18 protein-coding genes are annotated in these 20,483 nt (G+C 62.6%); 5 read left to right on the top strand and 13 right to left on the bottom strand.

Annotated elements, in window-relative coordinates:
• Window positions 1-5: 5 nt before the first annotated feature.
• The 5 genes from ACX80C_RS00505 to ACX80C_RS00485 form a co-directional block, all read right to left on the bottom strand.
• Window positions 6-1,529 carry an LCP family protein gene (locus tag ACX80C_RS00505; protein ID WP_459324272.1) on the bottom strand — a complete coding sequence of 508 codons (1,524 nt, stop codon included), beginning with the start codon at window positions 1,527-1,529 and terminating at the stop codon, window positions 6-8.
• A gap of 96 nt (window positions 1,530-1,625) precedes the next feature.
• Entirely contained in the window at window positions 1,626-2,555 is a 930-nt protein-coding gene (gene era / locus ACX80C_RS00500; protein ID WP_459324271.1) for a GTPase Era, read from the bottom strand.
• A complete protein-coding gene (locus ACX80C_RS00495) occupies window positions 2,552-3,874 on the bottom strand; it encodes a hemolysin family protein (protein WP_459324270.1) in 1,323 nt (440 codons plus the stop codon). Before ACX80C_RS00495 ends, era begins: the two co-directional genes overlap by 4 nt.
• 17 nt (window positions 3,875-3,891) lie before the next feature.
• Window positions 3,892-4,365, bottom strand: a complete 474-nt coding sequence (gene ybeY, locus ACX80C_RS00490) for an rRNA maturation RNase YbeY (protein ID WP_459324269.1) — start codon at window positions 4,363-4,365, stop codon at window positions 3,892-3,894.
• Window positions 4,355-5,401: a PhoH family protein gene (locus tag ACX80C_RS00485; RefSeq protein ID WP_459324268.1), complete on the bottom strand. Its 1,047-nt coding sequence runs from the start codon at window positions 5,399-5,401 to the stop codon at window positions 4,355-4,357. The genes ybeY and ACX80C_RS00485 overlap by 11 nt, the downstream gene beginning before the upstream one ends.
• A gap of 464 nt (window positions 5,402-5,865) precedes the next feature.
• Here ACX80C_RS00485 and ACX80C_RS00480 point away from each other — a divergent pair, with 464 nt between their 5' ends.
• Window positions 5,866-6,747, top strand: a complete 882-nt coding sequence (locus tag ACX80C_RS00480) for a GerMN domain-containing protein (protein WP_459324267.1) — start codon at window positions 5,866-5,868, stop codon at window positions 6,745-6,747.
• A gap of 9 nt (window positions 6,748-6,756) precedes the next feature.
• Here the strand turns inward: ACX80C_RS00480 and ACX80C_RS00475 are convergent, their stop codons facing one another.
• The 3 genes from ACX80C_RS00475 to hrcA form a co-directional block, all read right to left on the bottom strand.
• Window positions 6,757-7,512 (bottom strand): 16S rRNA (uracil(1498)-N(3))-methyltransferase, encoded by a 756-nt coding sequence (locus ACX80C_RS00475; RefSeq protein ID WP_459324266.1) that lies wholly within the window; start codon window positions 7,510-7,512, stop codon window positions 6,757-6,759.
• Window positions 7,513-7,527: 15 nt separating this feature from the next.
• The gene (gene dnaJ / locus ACX80C_RS00470; protein ID WP_459324265.1) at window positions 7,528-8,655 is read right to left on the bottom strand and encodes a molecular chaperone DnaJ; all 1,128 of its coding nucleotides are present in this window, start codon (window positions 8,653-8,655) and stop codon (window positions 7,528-7,530) included.
• Window positions 8,656-8,722: 67 nt separating this feature from the next.
• Window positions 8,723-9,739 (bottom strand): heat-inducible transcriptional repressor HrcA, encoded by a 1,017-nt coding sequence (gene hrcA, locus ACX80C_RS00465; protein ID WP_459324264.1) that lies wholly within the window; start codon window positions 9,737-9,739, stop codon window positions 8,723-8,725.
• Window positions 9,740-9,882: 143 nt separating this feature from the next.
• On the opposite strand from hrcA, the gene ACX80C_RS00460 reads away from it, so the two are divergent.
• Complete coding sequence (locus ACX80C_RS00460) at window positions 9,883-10,737, top strand: DUF3097 domain-containing protein (protein WP_459324263.1); 855 nt, start codon at window positions 9,883-9,885, stop codon at window positions 10,735-10,737.
• Between the two features lie 118 nt (window positions 10,738-10,855).
• Complete coding sequence (locus tag ACX80C_RS00455; RefSeq protein ID WP_459324262.1) at window positions 10,856-11,287, top strand: DUF4870 domain-containing protein; 432 nt, start codon at window positions 10,856-10,858, stop codon at window positions 11,285-11,287.
• A gap of 47 nt (window positions 11,288-11,334) precedes the next feature.
• Here ACX80C_RS00455 and hemW read toward each other — a convergent pair whose 3' ends face one another.
• On the bottom strand, window positions 11,335-12,564 hold the full coding sequence (hemW, locus tag ACX80C_RS00450; RefSeq protein WP_459324261.1) for a radical SAM family heme chaperone HemW: 1,230 nt from the start codon (window positions 12,562-12,564) through the stop codon (window positions 11,335-11,337).
• 27 nt (window positions 12,565-12,591) lie between these two features.
• Window positions 12,592-14,445: a translation elongation factor 4 gene (gene lepA / locus ACX80C_RS00445; RefSeq protein WP_459324260.1), complete on the bottom strand. Its 1,854-nt coding sequence runs from the start codon at window positions 14,443-14,445 to the stop codon at window positions 12,592-12,594.
• 177 nt (window positions 14,446-14,622) lie between these two features.
• On the opposite strand from lepA, the gene ACX80C_RS00440 reads away from it, so the two are divergent.
• Window positions 14,623-15,129 (top strand): type II toxin-antitoxin system PemK/MazF family toxin, encoded by a 507-nt coding sequence (locus ACX80C_RS00440; RefSeq protein WP_459324259.1) that lies wholly within the window; start codon window positions 14,623-14,625, stop codon window positions 15,127-15,129.
• A 207-nt stretch (window positions 15,130-15,336) separates the two neighbouring features.
• A complete protein-coding gene (rpsT, locus tag ACX80C_RS00435; RefSeq protein WP_459324258.1) occupies window positions 15,337-15,600 on the top strand; it encodes a 30S ribosomal protein S20 in 264 nt (87 codons plus the stop codon).
• Between the two features lie 63 nt (window positions 15,601-15,663).
• Here the strand turns inward: rpsT and holA are convergent, their stop codons facing one another.
• The 3 genes from holA to ACX80C_RS00420 form a co-directional block, all read right to left on the bottom strand.
• On the bottom strand, window positions 15,664-16,653 hold the full coding sequence (gene holA, locus ACX80C_RS00430; protein WP_459324257.1) for a DNA polymerase III subunit delta: 990 nt from the start codon (window positions 16,651-16,653) through the stop codon (window positions 15,664-15,666).
• An 80-nt stretch (window positions 16,654-16,733) separates the two neighbouring features.
• A complete protein-coding gene (locus ACX80C_RS00425; protein WP_459324256.1) occupies window positions 16,734-19,328 on the bottom strand; it encodes a DNA internalization-related competence protein ComEC/Rec2 in 2,595 nt (864 codons plus the stop codon).
• Window positions 19,328-20,263 (bottom strand): helix-hairpin-helix domain-containing protein, encoded by a 936-nt coding sequence (locus tag ACX80C_RS00420; RefSeq protein WP_459324255.1) that lies wholly within the window; start codon window positions 20,261-20,263, stop codon window positions 19,328-19,330. Before ACX80C_RS00420 ends, ACX80C_RS00425 begins: the two co-directional genes overlap by 1 nt.
• Between the last annotated feature and the right edge of the window lie 220 nt (window positions 20,264-20,483).

Here is a 20,483-nt window from a genome sequence, read left to right as displayed (position 1 = left end):
CCTGCTCAGGACTGGCAGGTGACCTGGGCGGCGGTCTGGCCGCTCAGGTCTCCCGTCACGCCCTGGGTATCCATGGAGTCGCCGTCCGTGAAATCGCCGCCGACGGACAGCTCAAGTCCAACGGTGGTTGCGCTCGGAATCAGCTGCACGTCGCTCAGACCGAAGAGCTCCGCGATCGCCGGCGCGATTCCCTCATAGCCCGGTCCCACGAACAGTTGTGTGGCGGGGCGGTCAGCCGTCTCCGAGACGGAAGCCTGCGAGTAGCCTTCGTTGAGCAGGATCTCCTGAAGCTCCCCTCCCCTGCCGGTCTCACCCGATGCGTTGAGCACAGAGATTGGTACCAGTGCGGGGTCGAAGCCCAGCGTTTCCGCTGTCGCTGCCTCAGAGGGGGCGGCGGTTGGTTCAGCTGAGACTGATGGGCTGGCACTCGCCGACGCGGACGACTCCGCGCCGGGGTCTCCCTCAGTGATATCGCGGTCCGCTCGAAGATCCGCGAACAGCTCACCTGCCATCTGATCGTCGAGCACCAGCCGGTTAATATCCGGTTCATACGGCACGACCGGAACGGTGACGAATGCGACGTTACCGAGATCCACCTCCTGGAGGCGGCCGGCAAGTTTCAGCAGTTCCGGAATCTCGGCCAGACCGTCGTCAACGGTGAGGTTCTGAGTTACGGCTTCGGCAATGGAGTAGAGCCGTGGGATATTGCTGAGAGTGCCCTCTTCCTTGATCTTCCGCGCGAGCGATGCCATGAAGGACTGTTGCGCCCGGATGCGGCCCTCATCGCCGCCGGTACCGAACGAGTGGCGGGTCCGCAGGAAGGCTAGGGCCTGCTCTCCTTCGACCTCGCTGGTTCCCGCAGGGAGCTGCAGGCCCGAATACTCGTCGTCGACCGGTTGGTTCACGCATACTTCGACGCCGCCGACTGCCTCGGACAGCTCGGTGACCGCGTTGAAATCCGCCATCATGAAGTGGTCAATCTGCAGTCCGGTCAGTTCGTTGATCGCCGCAACGGTGCATCCCGGTCCGCCGTTGGACAGAGACTCGTTCAACTGGCCTAGGGCCATCGGCTCGCTCGCTTCCCCTGTCTCGGGGTCTACACAGGCCGGTAGGGGTACCAGGAGATCGCGTGGGAAACTCACCATGGTGACGTTGCTGCGGTCGCCGGACATCGTCATGAGCATCATGACGTCCGCCTTGCCTTCTTCTGTAACCGGTTCGGTTGTACCTGCCTGCCCGGCCCGTGTGTCGCTTCCGATGATCAGGATCTGGACGGGATCCCTGCTCAGATCTACAGGAAGCTGCTCTTCACCATCGGTTGAGAGATTCAACGGTTGGGTTTCAACGTTTGACTTCAGCCGCAATACCGAGACCGCAGCGAATCCGGCACCGCCGACCAGCACTGCCACAAGGGCGAGCGCTACGACCGCGAGGGCACGCGGTCTGGTACGCCGGCCTAGATGGCGGCCGCCGGTTCCCACGCGGATGCCCTCCGGGGGTGCGGCCGGCTCGTCGCCGGATCGAGTCATGACGCTTTGGACCTTTCGCAGGAAATAGTATTTGGCATTGCCCTAACACCGGGCATCTTTGGCACAACGAGCGACGCGCGCCCGAAGTGCCCGGGTCTAGAAGCCGAGACGGACAAGCTGCTTTGGATCGCGCTGCCAGTCCTTGGCGATCTTGACATGCAGGTCAAGGTAAACCCTGGTTCCCAGCAGGGCTTCGATGCTCTTCCTGGCGGCAGTACCCACCTCGCGCAGGCGCGCACCGCCCTTCCCGATGATGATTGCCTTCTGTGAGGGCCGTTCGACGTAGAGGTTGACCCTCACATCGAGTAGTGGCTTGCCCTCCGGCCTGCCCTCCCGCGGCACGATCTCCTCGACGACGACAGCGAGCGAGTGCGGAAGTTCATCACGAACCCCTTCCAGCGCGGCTTCTCGTACCAGCTCGGCGACCATGACGGCCTCCGGCTCATCCGTCAACTCACCGTCGGGGTAGAGCGGCGGCGACTCGGGCATGTGGGAGGCGAAGACATCGGCAACCGTCGCTACCTGAAATCCATCCACCGCGGAGACGGGAACGATGTCGGCCCAACCCTCTTCACCGAGGACCTCGACCCCGAGGGCGGTCACGTCCAGAAGTTGCTTCGCCAGCAACTCCCGGCTTACGAGGTCCGCCTTCGTCACCACGGCGATCACCGGCTTGCCTCTCAGCTGACTGAGCTGCGACGCGATGTAGCGGTCCCCGGGCCCGACCTTTTCGTTGGCAGGAAGGCAGAAACCGATAGCGTCCACTTCGGCGAGGGTGTCTGCCACGAGATCGTTGAGGCGCTGCCCCAGCAGCGTCCGTGGGCGGTGCAGCCCCGGGGTGTCAACGAGTATGAGTTGGGCATCTTCCCTGTGCACGATGCCCCGGATGGTATGCCTGGTTGTTTGCGGCTTGGCGGAAGTGATGGCAATCTTCTGGCCCACCAACGCGTTGGTCAGGGTCGACTTGCCTGCATTTGGCCGACCGACGAGTGAAATGAAACCCGCCCGGTACTGTTCCATACTCATAGGTTCTCCACCGTTTCCTTTGTGCCTTCGTGGCTCTCGCCGGCGTGCCCCGGGTCGCCGTGGCCTGAATCCTGAATCTTCCAGGCAAGAATGTGTGAGACGCGGTTGCGCCGGCCTTCGAGTCGCTCCGCCCTCAGGGCGATCCCTCCAACCTGGACTTCGCTCCCTACAATCGGCACGCGGCCCAGCGTCTTGGCGAGTAGCCCGCCGACTGTGTCCACCTCGTCATCCTCGAGGTTCAAATTGAAAAGCTCCCCCAGGTCATCGATGCTCATCCGAGCGCTGACACGGAAGCCGCCCTCGGGAAGGTGCTCCATCTCGGGCATCTCAGAGTCGTATTCATCTACTATCTCACCGACGATTTCCTCGATCAGGTCCTCAAGGGTGACCAGGCCCGCTGTGCCGCCGTATTCGTCGATGACGATCGCAACGTGCGTCGATTCCCGCTGCAGTTCCTGCAGGAAGTCACCCACGGGCTTCGACTCCGGAACGTAACGCACATCCCGGCACACGCCGTCCACGGGATCATGTTCGCCCTGAGCTCTGCCGTTCAGGACCGCTACCACGTCCTTGAGGTAGAGGATGCCGCGTACATCGTCCGCGCTGTCCCCGATAACCGGGACCCGCGAGTAACCCGAGCGCAGGAAAAGGGACATAGCCTGTTTGAGTGTGGATCCTGCCTCAATGGACACCATGTCCGTTCTCGGGACCATCACGGATCGGACCTTGGTGTCGCCGAGTTCAAATACAGAGTGGATCAGCTCGGCTTCACTGTCCTCAATCATCTCGGCTTCGCTGGCACGCGAGAGCAGTTCACGGAATTCCTCCTCCGTGAAGAAGGCTGCTTCCGCGCGGGCCGCACCGGGGGTCAGCGCACTGCCGAGACCCACGAGCCAGCGCGGAACCGGTCCAAGAACTGAACGCAACACGCGGACCAGACGTGCGGTCAGCGGAACGAGGGTGTTCGCGTGGGTGCGGCCCAACTGACGCGGTGAGACTCCTACGAGCACGAAACCGAGACCGGCCATAGTGACAGTCGCAAGGAGCCCGGCAGTCCAAATATTGCCCAACAGGTCAAAGAACAGTAGGGCTACTGCCACAGCGGCAGCCATCTCGAACCACACCCGCCAGAACCTCAACGCATGCATGTGGGCGACCGGGGAATCCAGAATATGCCGGATCGATCCGCCCCTGGGCCCCTGCAGTTGCACTTCGGCATCCTGGCGCGGCAAGAAGCTGAACGCCGCTTCGGCGGCGGTCACAAGCGCTGCGATCAGGACGAATACGATGGCCATCAGGGCCAGGAGAATGACGGCCATGGATCAGAGGAGTTTCTTCACTGGGTAGTCTCCCGAGGTGCCTCACGGCCCAGGAAGTCGGCAAGGAGCTGCCTTTGCAGTGCGAACATTTCCTTCTCCTCCTCAGGCTCCGCGTGATCGAACCCGAGCAGATGCAACATGCCGTGCACCGTCAGGAGCAGAAGTTCTTCCGCCATACCGTGCCCTGCGTTAGCGGCTTGCGTTCGAGCCACCTCAGGGCACAGGACAATATCGCCCAGGATGCCGGAGGCTGTAGGTCGCGCCGCGGTGCCGGGACGAAGTTCGTCCATGGGGAAGGAAAGGACGTCGGTGGGCCCAGGCTCATCCATCCACTCGATGTGCAGCTTTTCCATGGCTTCGGCATCCACCAGGATGATCGACACATCCGATTCCGGATGAACATAGAGGCGTTCGAGCACATGACGGCCCACACGCACCAGGGATTCGTCCTCTACCTCTACGCCTGATTCGTTGTTGACCTCAATGCTCACGGCGCGGGCCCTTTCCTGAGAGCCTGCGGCCATCGGGTGATGCGCGCTGCGACTCGTCCCATCTGCTGTATGCGGAGACGATATCGCCCACCAGACGGTGCCGGACGACGTCAGTCGCTTCCAACCGGGAGAAGGCAACATCCTCGACGCCTTGAAGGATCTCGCTCACCACTCGTAGACCCGAACTGGTTCCTCCGGGGAGATCAACCTGGGTAACGTCGCCGGTGACTACCATCCGCGAGCCGAATCCGAGACGCGTCAGGAACATTTTCATCTGCTCCGGGGTGGTGTTTTGGGCTTCGTCGAGAATGATGAAGGCGTCATTCAGCGTTCTTCCCCGCATGTAGGCAAGCGGCGCCACTTCGATCGTGCCGGCAGCCATCAGCCGTGGGATCGAATCAGGGTCCATCATGTCGTGCAGAGCATCATAGAGCGGACGCAGATACGGATCGATCTTGTCATTCAGGGTCCCGGGCAGGAAGCCAAGTCGCTCCCCTGCTTCAACCGCGGGACGGGTAAGGATGATCCTGTTGACTTCCTTGTGCTGCAGAGCCTGAACGGCCTTGGCCATCGCCAGGTAGGTTTTGCCGGTGCCGGCCGGGCCGATACCGAAAACGATGGTGTGGGAGTCGATGGCCTCGACGTAGCTCTTCTGGTTCACTGTCTTGGGTCGGATGGTCCGTCCTCTCGAGGACAGGATGTTCATCGACAGGACCTCGGCCGGCTTCGCAGCGCCCTGTGTCTTGAGCATAAACAGCAGTTGCTCTAGAACCTGGGGGGTCACAGGGGTCCGGTTTACTGCCAGGGTCCGTACCTCGGCGATAAGGCTCGCCGTCCGTCCCACATCCGTCGCCGGTCCGGTGATGGACAATTCATCGCCGCGCACATGGAGACTGATGCCCGGAAACGCCCCCTCGATCAGGGCCAGGGCTTCATCATTCGCACCAAGTGCCTGCACCATCTGGTCGGCCGAATCAAAGTGTATGACCCGGCTGTCCAGGCCCGCTGCACCCATACCCACTGCAGAATCCGTCATAGTAGCGGCCCGTGGCCTTCCATCTCTCCTTATATCGCAATCAGTTGCCTGGCTCTCAGCCGTCCGGGCTGGTTCCAAGACGTTTGGGTGCCGCGCTGACAGCACCTCTCTAGGGTACCGCCGGAGGCTGCGCGCGGCGCGCAACGCGAGCAACCCAGAAGGATCCGGCGATCCCCCGACTGCTTCATAAGTCTCAACTCCGCAACAAGCGGATATCAATCACGTCTCAGTCGTGCGCCGATTCTATGAAAGCGCGCAAGGAGACTAGCGGCCTGTGCGAAGCTGGATTCTGAGGTCTTGCGCAAGCCGCCGGCTCTGCGCCCGTCAGACCTGTGCAGCTTGTTACCCCGAACCTGCACTCATCGCGACTGGAAGGAGAGGAAACGCCAGTGAAGCCTGCTCCTTTGCCCCCATCGCGAAGGCGGCGTTCCCCCTCCTGGAGGGTTGCAACCTTCCTTGCCGTTTTGGTATCGCTTCAGGCCTGCACAGTGGATGAAGAGCCGGCCTCTGCCCCCCAAGCCGCCAGCGAATCCGATGTCCTCCTCGAGTCCGCCACCAGCCGCCTGCCGGACGTTGAGCTGCCCAGTACCGCACCAGCCGAAAGCGCACCGCTTATCCCGGTGTACTGGCTGGGGGAACAGGACCAATTGCTCTATCGGGAGTTCCTGCCCGGCGAATCGACGGGCGATCCGATTGCCGCGGCGATCTGGGCGATGACCAGCACAGAGCCGCTGGATGACGATTACTACAGTCCCTGGCAGACGGCAACCGCTGTGAATACATCAATTTCCCCGGACAACGTCATCACCGTCGACATAACGTCAGATGCCTTCGGAAGCGACCTCGAGCCGGAGGTCGCATCGAACGCGATCCAGCAGTTGGTGTATACCGCCACGGCAGCTGCCGCCAACGCAGGACTCATCGCAAGTGGCAGCCCCAGCAGCGTGCGTTTACTGGTCGACGGTAAGGCCGGATACGAGGCTTTCGGCGGGGTCGAACTCGGCACGGAGTTGCGGCGGGATGTCGAGGCGATGGCTCCTGTGTGGATCATCAATCCACAGGACAGTTCCATCCGCAACGACCCGACAATCATCGTTCAGGGCAGTACCACGCAGACCGGATCCGAACTCGGCTGGCTTATACGACGTGTGGATGGGGGTGGTTCGCCTGCAGAAGAAGTGCTCAGTGGGACCGTCGCTGTGGACGCCGACGCGGGGTCAACCGGGCAGTACGAGTTCAGTGCCTCACTTGATCCTGGCACGTACATCGTCGAGGTCTATGTGCCGACAGAGGGCGAGCCGGCTGAATCAGGTAACGCCGACAACAAGCTGTTCAGCATTCGCTGAGGAGGCGTCCTACCATCGCCCAGCCAGGTGATTGAGGACGGAGATCGCGGCGGGCCCGGCTGTTGAGGTTCGCAGGATGTTAGCGCCAAGACTGACCGCAACTGCGCCGTGGGCAGTGAACAATTCAACTTCCTCCGGACTGACTCCGCCTTCCGGCCCGACGATGACGGCGAGGGTACCCGAGGTTGTTGTTCCGCTCAGCGACCAGTGGTCAGCAAGCGATTGCGCTGCGTCTTCATGCAGGACAACGGCTTGTTCAACACCGCCCAACCAGCGTGCGAGAGCGCGGCTGTCCAGCACATCGAGAACGTCGGGGACCCGCGTACGCCTGGACTGCTTCGAAGCAGCACGGACCAGGAACTCCCACTTCGTTTTGCCCTTCAGAACCTTCTCGGCACGCCACCGAACAATGCTTCGGTCTGCCTGCCATGGGACAACGGCGTCAACACCGAGTTCCGTTGCAGCCTCAACCGCGAGTTCTGCGCGGTCCCCTTTTGCGAGCGCCTGAACAAGCACTATCCGGTGTTTGGGATGCGGATCCCGGCCGATGGAATCCACAGTCAGCGTCACCGCTTGGGCGGACGCAGCAGTGACTGTGCCGGTCAATCGGCAGCCCTCGCCGTCCAGTATGTCCACCGATTCACCGGCTGCAACCCTCTTGACTCTGGCAGCGTGATGCGCCTCTGGGCCTGTCAGGGTGAAACGCGCGCCTACTACGGCTGACGCAATTTCAGCCGGTTCGCCGAAGAAAGCCTGGTTGGTCATGCGTTCGCGACGCCGCTAGAAGTTGCCGAGGCGTTCGCGCAAACGGGCAAAGACGCCTGATCCAGTGCTCGCAAGCTGGCCTTCGGCAAACTGCTCGCCGCGCAACTCCGCCAGGCGCCTGAGCAGCTCTTCCTGGGCAGCGTCTATGTTCCGGGGAGTCTCGACGCTGAGATGCACCAGCAGGTCCCCGCGTCCGTAGCCACGAAGGTGGGTGACTCCGAGCTCGCGCAGAGCGATCACCTCACCAGACTGTGTTCCCGGCTTAATGGTGATTTCCTGATCTCCGTCGAAGCTCGACATCTTCACGGTTGTTCCCAGGGCAGCAGCAGTCATCGGCACGCTCAGCGTGGCGTGGAGGTCATCAGCCTCACGCAGGAAGGTTGGGTCGCTGTTGACCCGGATCTCGACATAAAGGTCGCCCTGCGGCCCCCCGGCGGTCCCGGCCTCCCCCTGCCCGGCCAACTGGATGCGTGTTCCCGTTGATACACCGGCAGGCACCTTGATGGTCAAGCTGCGGCGGCTACGTACGCGGCCGTCGCCGTTGCACTCTGAGCAGGGATGGGGAATGACCGTGCCGAAGCCCTGGCACGTTCCGCACGTGGCGGTGGTCATGACCTGCCCGAGGATCGACCGCACCGCACGCTGAACCTGTCCGGAACCGCCGCAAATGTCACAGGTTCTCGGGGACGTACCCGGCTGGGTGCAGGATCCGTCACAGGTAGAACAGACGGCGGCGGTGTCGACGTCAATCTTCTTGTTGGTGCCGAAAACCGCGTCTTTCAGGTCGATACGCACATTGATCAAGGCATCCTGCCCGCGCTGCGTACGGGATGGCGGGCCGCTCGGTCCGCCCCCGCCGAAGAACGTCTCGAAAATGTCCTGGAAGGCGAACCCGGATCCTGAATATCCGCTCCCGAAGCCGTTATCAGTACCATTCTCATTGCCGGTGGTGTCGTATACGCGGCGCTTTTGCGCGTCCGAAAGAACCTCGTACGCGCGGGTCACCAATTTGAATTGGTCGGCGGCCTCCGGCCCCTGGTTCACATCCGGATGGAGCTTTCGGGCGAGCTTCCGGTAAGCCTTCTTGATTTCTTCTCCGCTGGCATCGCGTGCGACGCCGAGGACTTCGTAGTGATTACTCACTCCTGCACATCACTTCCTATGGTTCTTACCGCGCAAACGGTTGTGGATTGTTGGCCCCGCCATCCGGTCACGACTCATCGAGGATGCGGGAAAGATATCGAGCGACCGCTCGCACAGCGGCCATGGTTGTGGGGTAGTCCATTCTCGTGGGGCCGAGCACTCCCACCTTCGCCAACGCATCCGGTCCGTAACCGGTCGCAATCACCGACGCTTCGGACAGGCCTCCATGAGGGTTCTCGCGGCCGATGCGGACGGAGACGCCGAGTGCGTCCTGCTTCATTTCGGACAAGAGATGCAGCATCACGACCTGCTCCTCCAACGCTTCGAGGACGGGCCCGATGGTCAAGGGGAAGTCGAGCGTGGAACGTGCAAGGTTCGCCGTACCCGCCAGAACGATTCTGTCTTCCCTATTGGACGCGGAGAGTTGCTCAAGACTCTGCCCCAGCGATTGTGCGATGTCCTGCAGCGGCTGCGGGAGCGCAGCTATACACGCGGCAAGCTCCTGGGGGACGGTGGCGAGACGAACGCCTGCTACCTTCTCAAGGAAGCGCTGGCGCAGATCCGCCAGTTCGGATTCCTTTGTTTCCGTAGGAACCACCACGACCCGTTGCTGCACAGCGCCGTTGGTGGAGATCAACACGACTAGTACACGTCCGGGAGCGAGCAATACAAACTCAATGTGACGGACCGCAGCGCCGCCGAGGTGCGGATATTGCACCACCGCAACCTGGTTGGTCAGCTGTGCCAGCAGTCTCACAGTCCGGTCGAGTACGTCGTCGAGGTCGTCGGCGCTCTCAAGCAGAGATTGGATCGCCTTCTTTTCAGGACTGGATAGCGGCTTCACCTCGGCGATCCGGTCGACGAAAAGCCGGTACCCTTTGTCAGTCGGGATCCGCCCCGAACTCGTGTGCGGAGCGGTGATCAGTCCCTCCTCTTCGAGGAGGGCCATGTCGTTCCTGATGGTGGCTGAGGACACACCAAGCCGGTGACGCTCGACGAGGGCCTTGGATCCCACGGGCTCCCGCGAATGCACATAATCCTCGACGATGGCACGCAGCACCTCAAGCCTTCTGGGCTCGCTCATGTTCACCTCCGATGTCCTCAGCCGCACCTATCAACGAATTAGCACTCAACACGCCTAAGTGCCAAGTCTAATACGCTCGGACCGATTGTTAGCATTGGGGCGGTCCCGCGAAAGACGCGGATTCCGGAGGCGAGCTTCTTTATATGTCACATCATCCGTGGGGATCCCAGGATCTCTCAGTGCCACGATCGTCCCCTCTTGAGAAGGTGGAGGCCCGACCCGGCGTCGTTCTGGAGGACGTTCAGACTGGGTTCGTCGGAGAGATCCTCAGCACAGAGAAGTCCGGCGGGCTACACGTCATGGTGCTCGAGGACCGCCGCGGCAAGCGACGCACGTTTCCTCTTGGTTTCGGGTTTCATATCGACGGCGCTCCGGTCGAAGTCATCGCACCTCTCGGTGTCCGGGACACCCGCCCGCAGCGCACCGCCTCCGGGTCTGTCCGGGTATCGAACCAACGGGCACGGGTCGCACGCGCCGGCAGGATCTGGGTCGAGGGTAAGCACGACGCGGAACTGGTGGAAAAGGTCTGGGGAGATGATTTGCGGGTGGAGGGGATCGTCGTCGAACCTCTGCACGGCGTCGACGACCTCGCCGCTGTTGTCCGGGCATTTCAGCCGGGGCCGACGCGCCGCCTTGGGATTCTCGTGGACCACCTCCTGCCCGGCACCAAGGAAGCCCGCATCGCCGCCGAAGCGATGCGGATTCCCGGAGCGGCGGGAAATGTGCTGATCGTTGGACATCCCTACGTAGACGTCTGGCAAGCCGTCAAGCCGAGGGCGTTGGGCCTTGATACCTGGCCCGAAATCCCCCGCGGCGAAGACTGGAAAACCGGAATACTGGGCCGACTGGGCTGGTCGAATCGTTCCCAAGCGGACATCGCCAATGGCTGGAAGCGCATTCTCGGGGGTGTCAGTACCTATGCGGACCTCGAACCGTCGCTCCTCGGACGGGTCGAGGAAGTCATCGACTTCCTCACCGCACCAGGTCCCGGGGACTAACCGCGTGCGTGCCGGTTGACCGGGTGCAACCTGCGCTTTGGGGAAGTAGCCAGTACCCTTAGGAGGTAAGTTCCGCGGTGAGGCCCGCGGTGTGCTCCGATCCCCGAAGGATATATCGTTGTCCAACAACGCAGACCAGCACCGTGAACCACGGTCACGTCCTGTCTCCCGGGGCGGCGACGACGCGTTCCAAGGCTCAAGTTCAGATGCCCTGCCGCTGACACCTTCCGAAGACCGGCAGTGGGCAACCCTCGCACACTTCCTCGGCATTCTTGGGTTCGTGCCCTCCCTGATCATCTTCCTAATCTTCCGTGATCGCGGTCCGTTCACGGCGCAGGAATCGAAGGAAGCCTTCAACTTCACTTTCCCGCCCAGCATCCTCGCTGCGATTTCCTTGCTGCTTTCGCTGCTTCCCGTTGTCGGCGGCATCTTCGCGGTACTGAATGCCGTGATCTGGGTCACGCTCGCCGCCTTCTCGGTCGCCGCGGGGATTCACGTCAATCGTGGACGACCCTACCGGTATCCCTTCAACCTGCGCACCTTTCACTGAATCTCGCTTCGCTGAAACTCCTGCCGAGTTCTACGCCCGGTGTATCCTCAGGCCGGCAGTAGACGACGGACGACGGCGTCAGCCAGCAGGCGGCCGCGTCCGCTCAGGATGAGAACACCGCGGAACGCCGCAGCGGGCTCAACGAGCTCATCGGCAATGAGCCCTGCAACTGCCAGGCGACCCTCGGGCCGCAGACTCGCAGTCGGGAAACCTTCCGCGAGTCTGACGCGAAGGAGAACATCCTCGACGTAACGGGCATTGGCGTCGAGCGTTTCCCGCCCCGCGGCAGGGGAAGAATCCGCCTCAACCCTGTGTGCATAGGCTGTCGGGTGCTTGACATTCCACCAGCGGACACCACCGATGTGCGAGTGTGCGCCCGGACCGGCACCCCACCAATCCTCGCCCTTCCAATAGGCAAGATTGTGGCGGCATCCGTCCTGTTCGGTTCGCGCCCAGTTACTCACTTCGTACCATGACATTCCTGCGGAGCTGAGCATGGAGTCGGCCAGTTCGTACTTTTCGGCGTGGTCATCGTCGTCGATTCCAGGCATCTCGCCGCGCCGGATCCGCGCGGCCAACCGGGTCCCCTCTTCGATGATGAGTGCGTAGGCGGACACATGATCGGGTTCCAGCGAAAGCGCCGCATCGACCGATGAGGCCCAGTCTTCGATCCCCTCCCCTGGTGTGCCGTAAATCAGGTCGAGACTGACTTTGAGCCCTGCCTCGCGCGCCCACCGGACAGCCAGAGGCACTCGTTCCGGTAGGTGGGTGCGATCCAGCACCGCAAGAACGTGCGGGACCGCCGACTGCATTCCGAAGGAGATCCGCGTGAATCCGGCCTCCGCGAGGGCCGCCAATGACTCAGGGGTAACCGAATCTGGGTTCGCCTCGGTAGTTATCTCGGCCGTTGACTCCAGCCCCCAGATATCCCTCGCCGCGCGAAGCACGCCGACAAGATCCGCCGCAGGCAGGAGGGTTGGTGTACCGCCTCCGAAAAACACCGTGTCCAGCCGACGTACGGCGACGCCTGACGCTTCCAGCACACCCGCCCCGAAATCCAATTCTCGGCTAACCGTCTGGGCGTAATTCGCCTGCGAAGCACCACCGCCTAGTTCGGCGGCTGTGTAGGTGTTGAAGTCACAGTAGCCGCACCGCACCGCGCAGAAAGGGATGTGCACATATAGCCCGAACCGGCGGTCCCGGGACCCGGCCGCTGCCGATGCCGGCAACATCCCATCTGACGGGGCTGGATCGCCGAGAGGCAGGACGCTAGGCACTTGGAGGTCCAACGACTGGGACGCACGTCACTTCTTGGCTTTGTCCTTCGACTCGTCCGAGGACAGCGCGGCGATGAACGCTTCCTGGGGAACCTCTACGCGACCCACCATCTTCATGCGCTTCTTGCCTTCCTTCTGCTTTTCCAGCAGCTTGCGCTTGCGCGTGATGTCACCGCCATAGCACTTGGCAAGCACGTCCTTCCGAATGGCCCGGATGTTTTCCCTAGCGATAATGCGTGCGCCGATGGCGGCCTGAATGGGCACCTCGAACTGCTGCCTCGGAATGAGTTCGCGAAGCTTGCCGGTCATCATGACCCCGTAGGCGTAGGCCTTGTCGCGGTGGGTGATTGCGGAGAAGGCGTCCACCTGCTCCCCCTGGAGCATGATGTCCACCTTGACCAGATCGGCAACCTGGTCTCCGTCGGCCTTCCAGTCCAGCGATGCGTACCCTCGGGTTCTGGATTTGAGCATGTCGAAGAAGTCGAAGACAATCTCAGCCAGCGGAAGCCGATAGCGGATCTCCACACGATCCTCGGAAAGATAATCCATTCCGCCCATGACGCCGCGCCGGCTTTGACACAGTTCCATGATGGTACCGACGAACTCGTTGGGAGCCAGGATGGTCGCCGAAACCATCGGCTCACGGACTTCAGCGATTTTGCCCACGGGATACTCGCTGGGGTTGGTCACATGGACCACGCTTTTGTCCTCAAGCGTCACTTCGTACTCGACGTTCGGAGCAGTGGAAATCAAGCTCAGGTTGTACTCGCGTTCGAGGCGTTCTCGGGTGATTTCGAGGTGCAGCAGACCGAGGAACCCAACGCGGAAGCCGAATCCGAGCGCGGCGGATGTCTCAGGCTCATACACCAGCGCAGCATCGTTGAGCATCAGCTTCTCCAGCGCATCACGAAGCACCGGATAGTCGGCGCCTTCGAGGGGGTACAGCCCCGAGAAGACCATTGGCTTTGCGTCCGCATAGCCGCTCAACGACGCCGAGGCGGGTTTTGCGAGATTGGTGACGGTATCGCCCACCTTGGATTGACGCACATCCTTGACGCCGGTGATGAGATAGCCCACCTCTCCAACGCCCAACCCTTTGGACGGCGTGGGCTCGGGCGAGCTGACACCGATCTCGAGAAGTTCATGGCTGGCGCGCGTGGACATCATCTGGATGCGTTCGCGCGGGCTCAAGTGCCCGTCGACCACGCGGACGTACGTCACAACGCCGCGATAGGTGTCATAGACCGAGTCGAAGATCATCGCCCGCGCTGGAGCATTTGCGTTTCCCACCGGAGCCGGCAGATCCTTCACGATCTTGTCGAGAAGAGCCTCGACGCCCGCGCCGGTCTTTCCCGAAACGAGCAGAACTTCCTCAGGTTTGCCGCCGATCAGGTTTGCTAGTTCGGCCGCATACTTCTCAGGCTGTGCAGCCGGGAGGTCGATCTTGTTCAGGACCGGGATGATCGTCAGATCGTTTTCCATAGCGAGGTACAGGTTCGCGAGGGTTTGGGCTTCGATGCCCTGAGCCGCGTCGACAAGAAGAATTGCACCTTCACAGGCTGCCAGGGACCTCGACACCTCATAGGTGAAGTCAACGTGCCCTGGAGTGTCGATCATGTTGAGCGCGTAGCTCACGCCATCAAGCTCCCAGGGGAGCCTGACTGCCTGGGACTTGATGGTGATGCCCCGCTCACGTTCGATATCCATCCGGTCCAGGTACTGCGCCTTCATGTCCCGCTGCTCGACGACACCCGTGAGCTGGAGCATCCGGTCCGCAAGGGTGGACTTGCCGTGGTCGATATGGGCGATGATGCAGAAGTTCCTGATGATCGCCGGATCCGTGGCAGCGGGCACCGGGGCGGTGCGGGCCATGGGAGACACTCGATACCTCTTGCTTCTTGGGGCAGTTGATGGATGCTTCCGTTCCAGTCACCGCGGACGACGCCGGCGGCGCACCGCGGGCGCGGACTCATGCGTTTCCTTATTCTCCCACGCCCACCGGCAGACCTTTGAATCTGGACGGGATTCCGTCCATCCGTCTGCAGGTACTCTGACGGCATGGCTTCACGAATAAGCGCCGTGATCCGAAAAGCCGGAGCGGCCCTGAAGGAAATCACACAGCGAGGACCGTCCCGCAAACACACAAGGGACGGTCCTCGCCCCGATGCCCCCAAGCCGCGTCCCAAAGCTGGAGGCGCGCGACGAGGCTATGGGCCCTCCCCCGGCCACACGGCCGACCCGGGCGAGATCGTGTGGACGTGGGTTCCCTACGAGGATGACCCTTCTCAGGGCAAGGACCGACCCGTCCTGATCATCGGAACCGAGGCAAGCGTGCTGCTCGGTCTCATGCTCACGTCCCGGGACCGCAACAACGAGTCCAGCCGCGACGAAGGCTACATCGATATTGGCTCCGGGCCGTGGGATAGAAAGGGGAGGGACAGTGAGGTTTACCTGGATCGCGTGCTTCGGATCGACCCCCCGGCTGTGCGCCGCATTGGCTCCGCGCTTCATCGCTCCCGGTTCGAGAAGGTGATCGACGGATTGGAAAGGCGCGCGGGGCGGTAGCGCTTCGGCCGGACGGTGTCGCGAACCGCCGCCGTCGTCGTTCCGGCCGGAGATTGTGCCCACTTTCTGGTAGCCTGTATAGCTGTGTGTCCGCGCAGGTCGACGGGCACTTTGGCTCGGCCGCCACGGCATCCCCACGCCGCTCAGTCAATGGCCGCACCGAAAATCCCTCACCGACCAGTCCGCAATACAAAGAGAGTCTTATACGTGGCAAATATCAAGTCCCAGAAAAAGCGCATTCTCACCAATGAGAAGGCTCGTCAGCGCAATAATTCGGTCAAGTCCGAGTTGAAGACTGCGATCCGCGCCGTCAACACCGCAGTGGAGTCCACCGACAAGGACGCCGCTGCGGCCGCACTTGCCGTTGCCAGCCGCAAGCTGGATAAGGCCGTGAGCAAGGGCGTTCTGCATAAGAACAACGCTGCGAACCGCAAGTCGGGTATCGCGAAGCGCGTAAACGCGCTCGGCTAATTGCGCTGAAACTGAAGTGGCCGGCCCCTCATAGGGTCGGCCACTTTTTTGTTCAATCTGCAGTCAACGGATGCCGCCGCGCGAAATAGCGGCAACAGCACGCTCCACCGCGTACACGGGATCCCTAGCCTCTCCCTTGACCTGCGCATCGGCCTCCGCGAGGACCTGGATGCAGTAGTTCAGCCCCTCCGGAGTCCATCGCTGCGCTTCCCTGCGTGCCTGGTCCACCTGCCACGGAGCCATTCCCAAGTCCTTGGCGAGCTGGGCCGAGCCGCCGCGCACGCCATAGACCTTAGCGACTACACGCAGCTTCATGGCCAGAGCAGCCACAAGCGGCACGGGGTCGGCGCCCGTGGACAGCGCGTGCCGCAGCATGGCCAGTGCCTGGCCCCCGCGGCCAGCCAGTGCGGCGTCAGCAACTTTGAAACCTGTGGCTTCGATTCTTCCGCCGAAGTATTTCTCCACCGTTTCCGCGCCGAGCACGCCTTCGGTGTCCGAAATCAACTGCTGGCAGGCGGCCGCCAATTCCGAGAGGTTTGAGCCGACGGCGGCGACGAGTGCCCGCACCGCGTCAGCGTCAATGCGTCGCCTGGCGGAACGGAACTCGGCGGAGACAAAGTCGATCTTCTCCGAATCCTTCTTCAGCGGCTGGCAATCAACGACTGTCGCCTTCCCAGTCTTCAGCTGGTCAAGAAGCTTCTTGCCGCGAGTTCCGCCGCTGTGGTGCAACACCAGGACAACGTCGGGTGCGGGGTCGGTGAGATATGCCAGCGCGTCCTGCAGAAAGGCATCATTCATCTGTGCGAGCCCCGTTGCCTCGATGACCTTCGTTCCTCCGAACAGTGAAGGGCTGCCCAGGACGATGAGTGCCCCGGCCTCATACTGCGCGGCATCCAGCCGGACGGTGTCGACGTTGGGTTCAAGCTCGCGCATCCGCTTCCGCACCGCCTCGAAGCTGCGCATTGCGAGATACTCTTCGGGCCCCGACAGCAGGATCACCGGCGCGGGGGCTACCTCACGCCAGCTGGTGGCGCTCGACGCTGATGGGCTCACGTAGTTTCGGGCTCCTTGTTCGGAAGGTGATGTGGCTGGGTCAACTTTGCCATGGGTGCCGGTCGCAGGCCAAAGGCTTCTCAGAGGGATTGAATCCGGAAAGTACCACCATCAGCGAACAGCAAGAACGAGCCTCGCTGGTCCGTGCGTGCGGCATGTACTCCGGCAGCGTCCAGTGCCTCGAGGGTGGCTGGATGTGGGTGGCCGTAGTCGTTGTGCCTTCCCGCAGAGATGAGCGCTACGGAGGGCGACGTTGCCTGGATCAGGCGATGTCCGCCGTTGCGGGCGCCGTGATGAGCAACCTTGAGGATATCGACACCGGAGAGTGCGAGATCGCGGTGGGCGACCAGCATCTCGTCGGCCGCTTCCTCCTCGATATCACCGGTGAACAGCACATCGACAGCTGATCGGCCGTCAGTGCCACCGATGGTGACGAGGACAACAGCGGAGGCATCGTTCTCGGACGCGACGGTGGCGTCTGGAAAGGGCCAAAGTGCCGTCCAGGTGATCCTTCCGAGAACGCCTGTAGCTCCAGCGACAATTGGTTCCGGAACAAGACCGGCGTCCGTTGTTGCTTCGATCACTTCATCCGGCAGTGCAGCTTCGGACGTCGAGTAGAGCAATCGCCCTACCGAACGACCGGAGAAGACCCCCTCAGTCCCGCCGTAGTGATCCTGGTGCAGGTGTGTGATGACCAGGAGGTCTACGGTCTCAACCCTCAGTGCGTCCAGGCAGCGGTCGATCATTGCAGGGTCCGGGCCCGCGTCAAACACCATGGCGCTGTGCTCTCCCGTCCTGACAACAAACCCGTCGCCCTGTCCCACATCGCAGCCGGCGATCGTCCACTCGGGTTGCTCGTGCACCACCCCTGTTGCAGTCCAAAGACCTGCAGAACCGAGCGCAAAACCTGCGGCCACCCACTTCAGCGAGGTGATGCGCATGTCCCTGACTGCTGACCGCACCATCACAGCCGCTGATCTGACGACTGCGTGCAGCGGTTGCCACCACACCGCCGCGGCAAGTACCGCCAGGCTGACAAGCGCACTGAGAGCGGCGCCTCCAGCCCCCGAGGGCCACGGAATGACGGCAAGCGGAGCTGATGCGAAGAAGCCCGCGACGCCGGCCACCCACGATGCGCCCCAACCTGCGGCAACGGCGAATGGTAGTGCTGCAAGTGGCAGCAGGGAGACGAGCATTACCGCGAGCATCCCGGCGATGGTGATGAAGGGTACTACCGGCGCCGCTGCGATGTTTGCCAGTAGGGAGTAAGTCGGAATCGCAGGTTGGATCAGAATGAGGATAGGCGTGCAGAAGAGCTGCGCAGCGAGCGGCACGGCCAGGAGTTGGGCGATCCAGTGTGGCAGCAGCGTCTCGAAACGTTGTACAAGAAGGGGGCCCGCAAGCACCAGACCTGAGGTGGCCGCGACCGAAAGAATGAAGGCGTACTCCCCGCTGAGCCAAGGATCGACTGCCAGCAGGGCGGCGATGGAGAGGAAAAGCAGAGTCATGGACAGCCTGCCCCGCCCGGTGAGCACAGCGAGCACACCTATTGACCCCATGACTGCCGCCCGCAGCACGCTTGGTTCAGGTCGTACGAGGAGAACAAAGGCTCCGAGGGAAATTATGCCGCCTAGGGCCGCCGCCCATCGTGGGAGCCGGAATGCTCTGCAGGAGAGGAAGACGAACGCCAGTACGTAGCTGCAATTCGCCCCGGAGACGGCAGTCAAGTGAGTCAGGCCCGTGGACTGCATCCTCAGGACAAGGTTCTCGTCCACCGCCGAACGGGCTCCGATCACCATTCCCGCCATGAGCCCGTCATCCGGTGCGCCTGTGCTACCCGCCAGCGTCAGGAACTGCTCCCGGACCTGCTCCATTGGTCCGGTTTCAGTCTCGTGCTCCAGCCTGTCGGGCACGGTTGACGCGATCATCAGCGCCCGGGCACGCTCCCCGGGATCAGTGGCGGTAACCTTCCCCGCCGAACGGACTATGTCTCCGTCTTTCACTGCACTCCAGTCGTCCCCGCCCAGCACCACCAGCGGGATGCTCGCGGTGAAGCGCTCACCGCCGAAGGTACCTTCGAGCAGCGTCGCCTCGAGAATCCAGCGGGGGCTTCCATCCATATCCGGCGCGGAAGCCCGCGTGGCATCCCCCGTGGCGCGCAATTTCGCGGTTATGTGGCCTTCGGACGCGGTAGCAGCTTCCATGGGCTCAGATCCCTGCTGGTCGATCCGGGCCGCTGTGGGCAAACAAACCATCGCTGCGGCCCCCGTTGCTACGAGAATGACCTGCAGAATGCGGCAGTGCTTCTTTCGATACGCGACGAGCGCCATGCACCCCAACGCAACGGTTGCGAGAACAAGTCCCAGCATGAGCGCCGCCGGTGCATCGAGGCGCACGGCCACTGTCGCAGCGGTCCACGCTGCGGCTGCCGCCGGCAGCAGGCGCAGGTCCCGGATTGGTCTCCCGGACTCATCAGGCTCCACGGTGCGTTCCTCGCGGCTTCGCACCTTCAGCCACCACAGCTTCTGCGCCAACTGCGTGGCGATACGCCGGTCCCGGCTGGCCGTTATTGGCGCATTATTGCGCGTTGGGCGGCCATGCGAACCAGCCCGCACCGGGCTCTGTCCAGCAGCTGAAACGAGGAATCGGTCCCAGCGGGCCCGCCTTCCGGACATCAGAGAGTAACCAGAGGTAGAAGTGCTTCCAGCATCGCGGGACCAGTGCCTGGAATTGCGTCGAGCTCCTCGGCGCGGGTGAAGGCCCCATGTTCCGTGCGCCACTGAACTATCCGTTCGGCGAGGACCGGGCCCACCTTGGGCAACTCCTCCAGCTCTGCGACCTCCGCGGTATTCAGGTTTACGAGCGGCACTGAGTCCGGAGCCGGACCGGTTGCTCCCTGGTCGGCGTTCGCGGCGGCGGGCGGAATGGCTTCACCCACCGTGGGGATTACAACCTGCTGTCCGTCCACCACGACAGCAGCAAGGTTTACGGCGGACAAATCAGCCTCAGGAAGGGCGCCGCCGGCCGATTCCAGAACCTCAAAGACCCGGGAGCCGGGAAGAGCCTCGACGACTCCCGGTGAGAGGACAGCTCCGGCGACATGCACGACCACGCGGCCTGTCTCACCCGGCTGGCCAGCCGAATCCTTCGTGGCGACGCCCGCGCCCGCTGCATCCGCTGCCGGCTGGCCGTCCTTAGCTTCGGCGGACACCTCACTGGTCGTGCCCTGATCGGATGTCGGTGGCACTGACGAATCAGCCGGTGAAGTTTGAATGGGTATCACCTCCCCCTGGTTACGGTCGATCGAGGTGAACGCCCACACCCCCACTGCGAGCGCGCACCCCGCTGCGACGAGGGCGGCGCGACGGGTTGCCACCCAGCGCCTGCCCGGTCCCGCGGAGGTTTCCCCACGGGACGGATCCTCACCCCCAAAATCCCCTTCACAAACCCGGTCAATGTGCTCTGTGTCGACTCCGGGTTCTTGCGGAGAGATGGCTGCGCTTCCTTCGGAACCTGGTTCGCGATCGAATGAAACCGCACCTGCGAGTATTCGGTCCAACCGGTCAGGACTGCGGTTGGACGTGCCCGTCGCCCAGCGGTGCCTTGCCATGGCACGAGCGTATGGTGGCACACCCCGGGATTATCCGTCCCGTAGGCGCTATGTGGATAAGCCGCCCAAACAGCGTCCGATGTGGAGTAAGAGAGCGGCCAGGGGACCCGCGCGAGCTTGCGAGCGTGGGGGTGGCCGGGAACGAGAGCGGCCAGGGGACCCGCGCGAGCTTGCGAAAGTGGGGGTGGCCGGGAACGAAAGCGCGTCGCGTGGCCGCGGA

It is taken from the genome of Arthrobacter tecti (assembly GCF_054511355.1).
The sequence above is the reverse complement of the archived record's forward strand: the minus strand, read 5'-3'. Positions and strand labels throughout refer to the sequence as shown.

What these genes read in the sequence shown, in the direction of transcription:
- ACX80C_RS00505 (WP_459324272.1), bottom strand. Translation starts at nt 1,529, where the DNA reads ATGACTCGATCCGGCGACGAGCCGGCCGCACCCCCGGAGGGCATCCGC.
- era (WP_459324271.1), bottom strand. Translation starts at nt 2,555, where the DNA reads ATGAGTATGGAACAGTACCGGGCGGGTTTCATTTCACTCGTCGGTCGG.
- ACX80C_RS00495 (WP_459324270.1), bottom strand. Translation starts at nt 3,874, where the DNA reads ATGGCCGTCATTCTCCTGGCCCTGATGGCCATCGTATTCGTCCTGATC.
- ACX80C_RS00485 (WP_459324268.1), bottom strand. Translation starts at nt 5,401, where the DNA reads ATGACGGATTCTGCAGTGGGTATGGGTGCAGCGGGCCTGGACAGCCGG.
- ACX80C_RS00475 (WP_459324266.1), bottom strand. Translation starts at nt 7,512, where the DNA reads ATGACCAACCAGGCTTTCTTCGGCGAACCGGCTGAAATTGCGTCAGCC.
- hrcA (WP_459324264.1), bottom strand. Translation starts at nt 9,739, where the DNA reads ATGAGCGAGCCCAGAAGGCTTGAGGTGCTGCGTGCCATCGTCGAGGAT.
- ACX80C_RS00460 (WP_459324263.1), top strand. Translation starts at nt 9,883, where the DNA reads ATGTCACATCATCCGTGGGGATCCCAGGATCTCTCAGTGCCACGATCG.
- ACX80C_RS00440 (WP_459324259.1), top strand. Translation starts at nt 14,623, where the DNA reads ATGGCTTCACGAATAAGCGCCGTGATCCGAAAAGCCGGAGCGGCCCTG.
- ACX80C_RS00425 (WP_459324256.1), bottom strand. Translation starts at nt 19,328, where the DNA reads ATGTCCGGAAGGCGGGCCCGCTGGGACCGATTCCTCGTTTCAGCTGCT.
- ACX80C_RS00420 (WP_459324255.1), bottom strand. Translation starts at nt 20,263, where the DNA reads ATGGCAAGGCACCGCTGGGCGACGGGCACGTCCAACCGCAGTCCTGAC.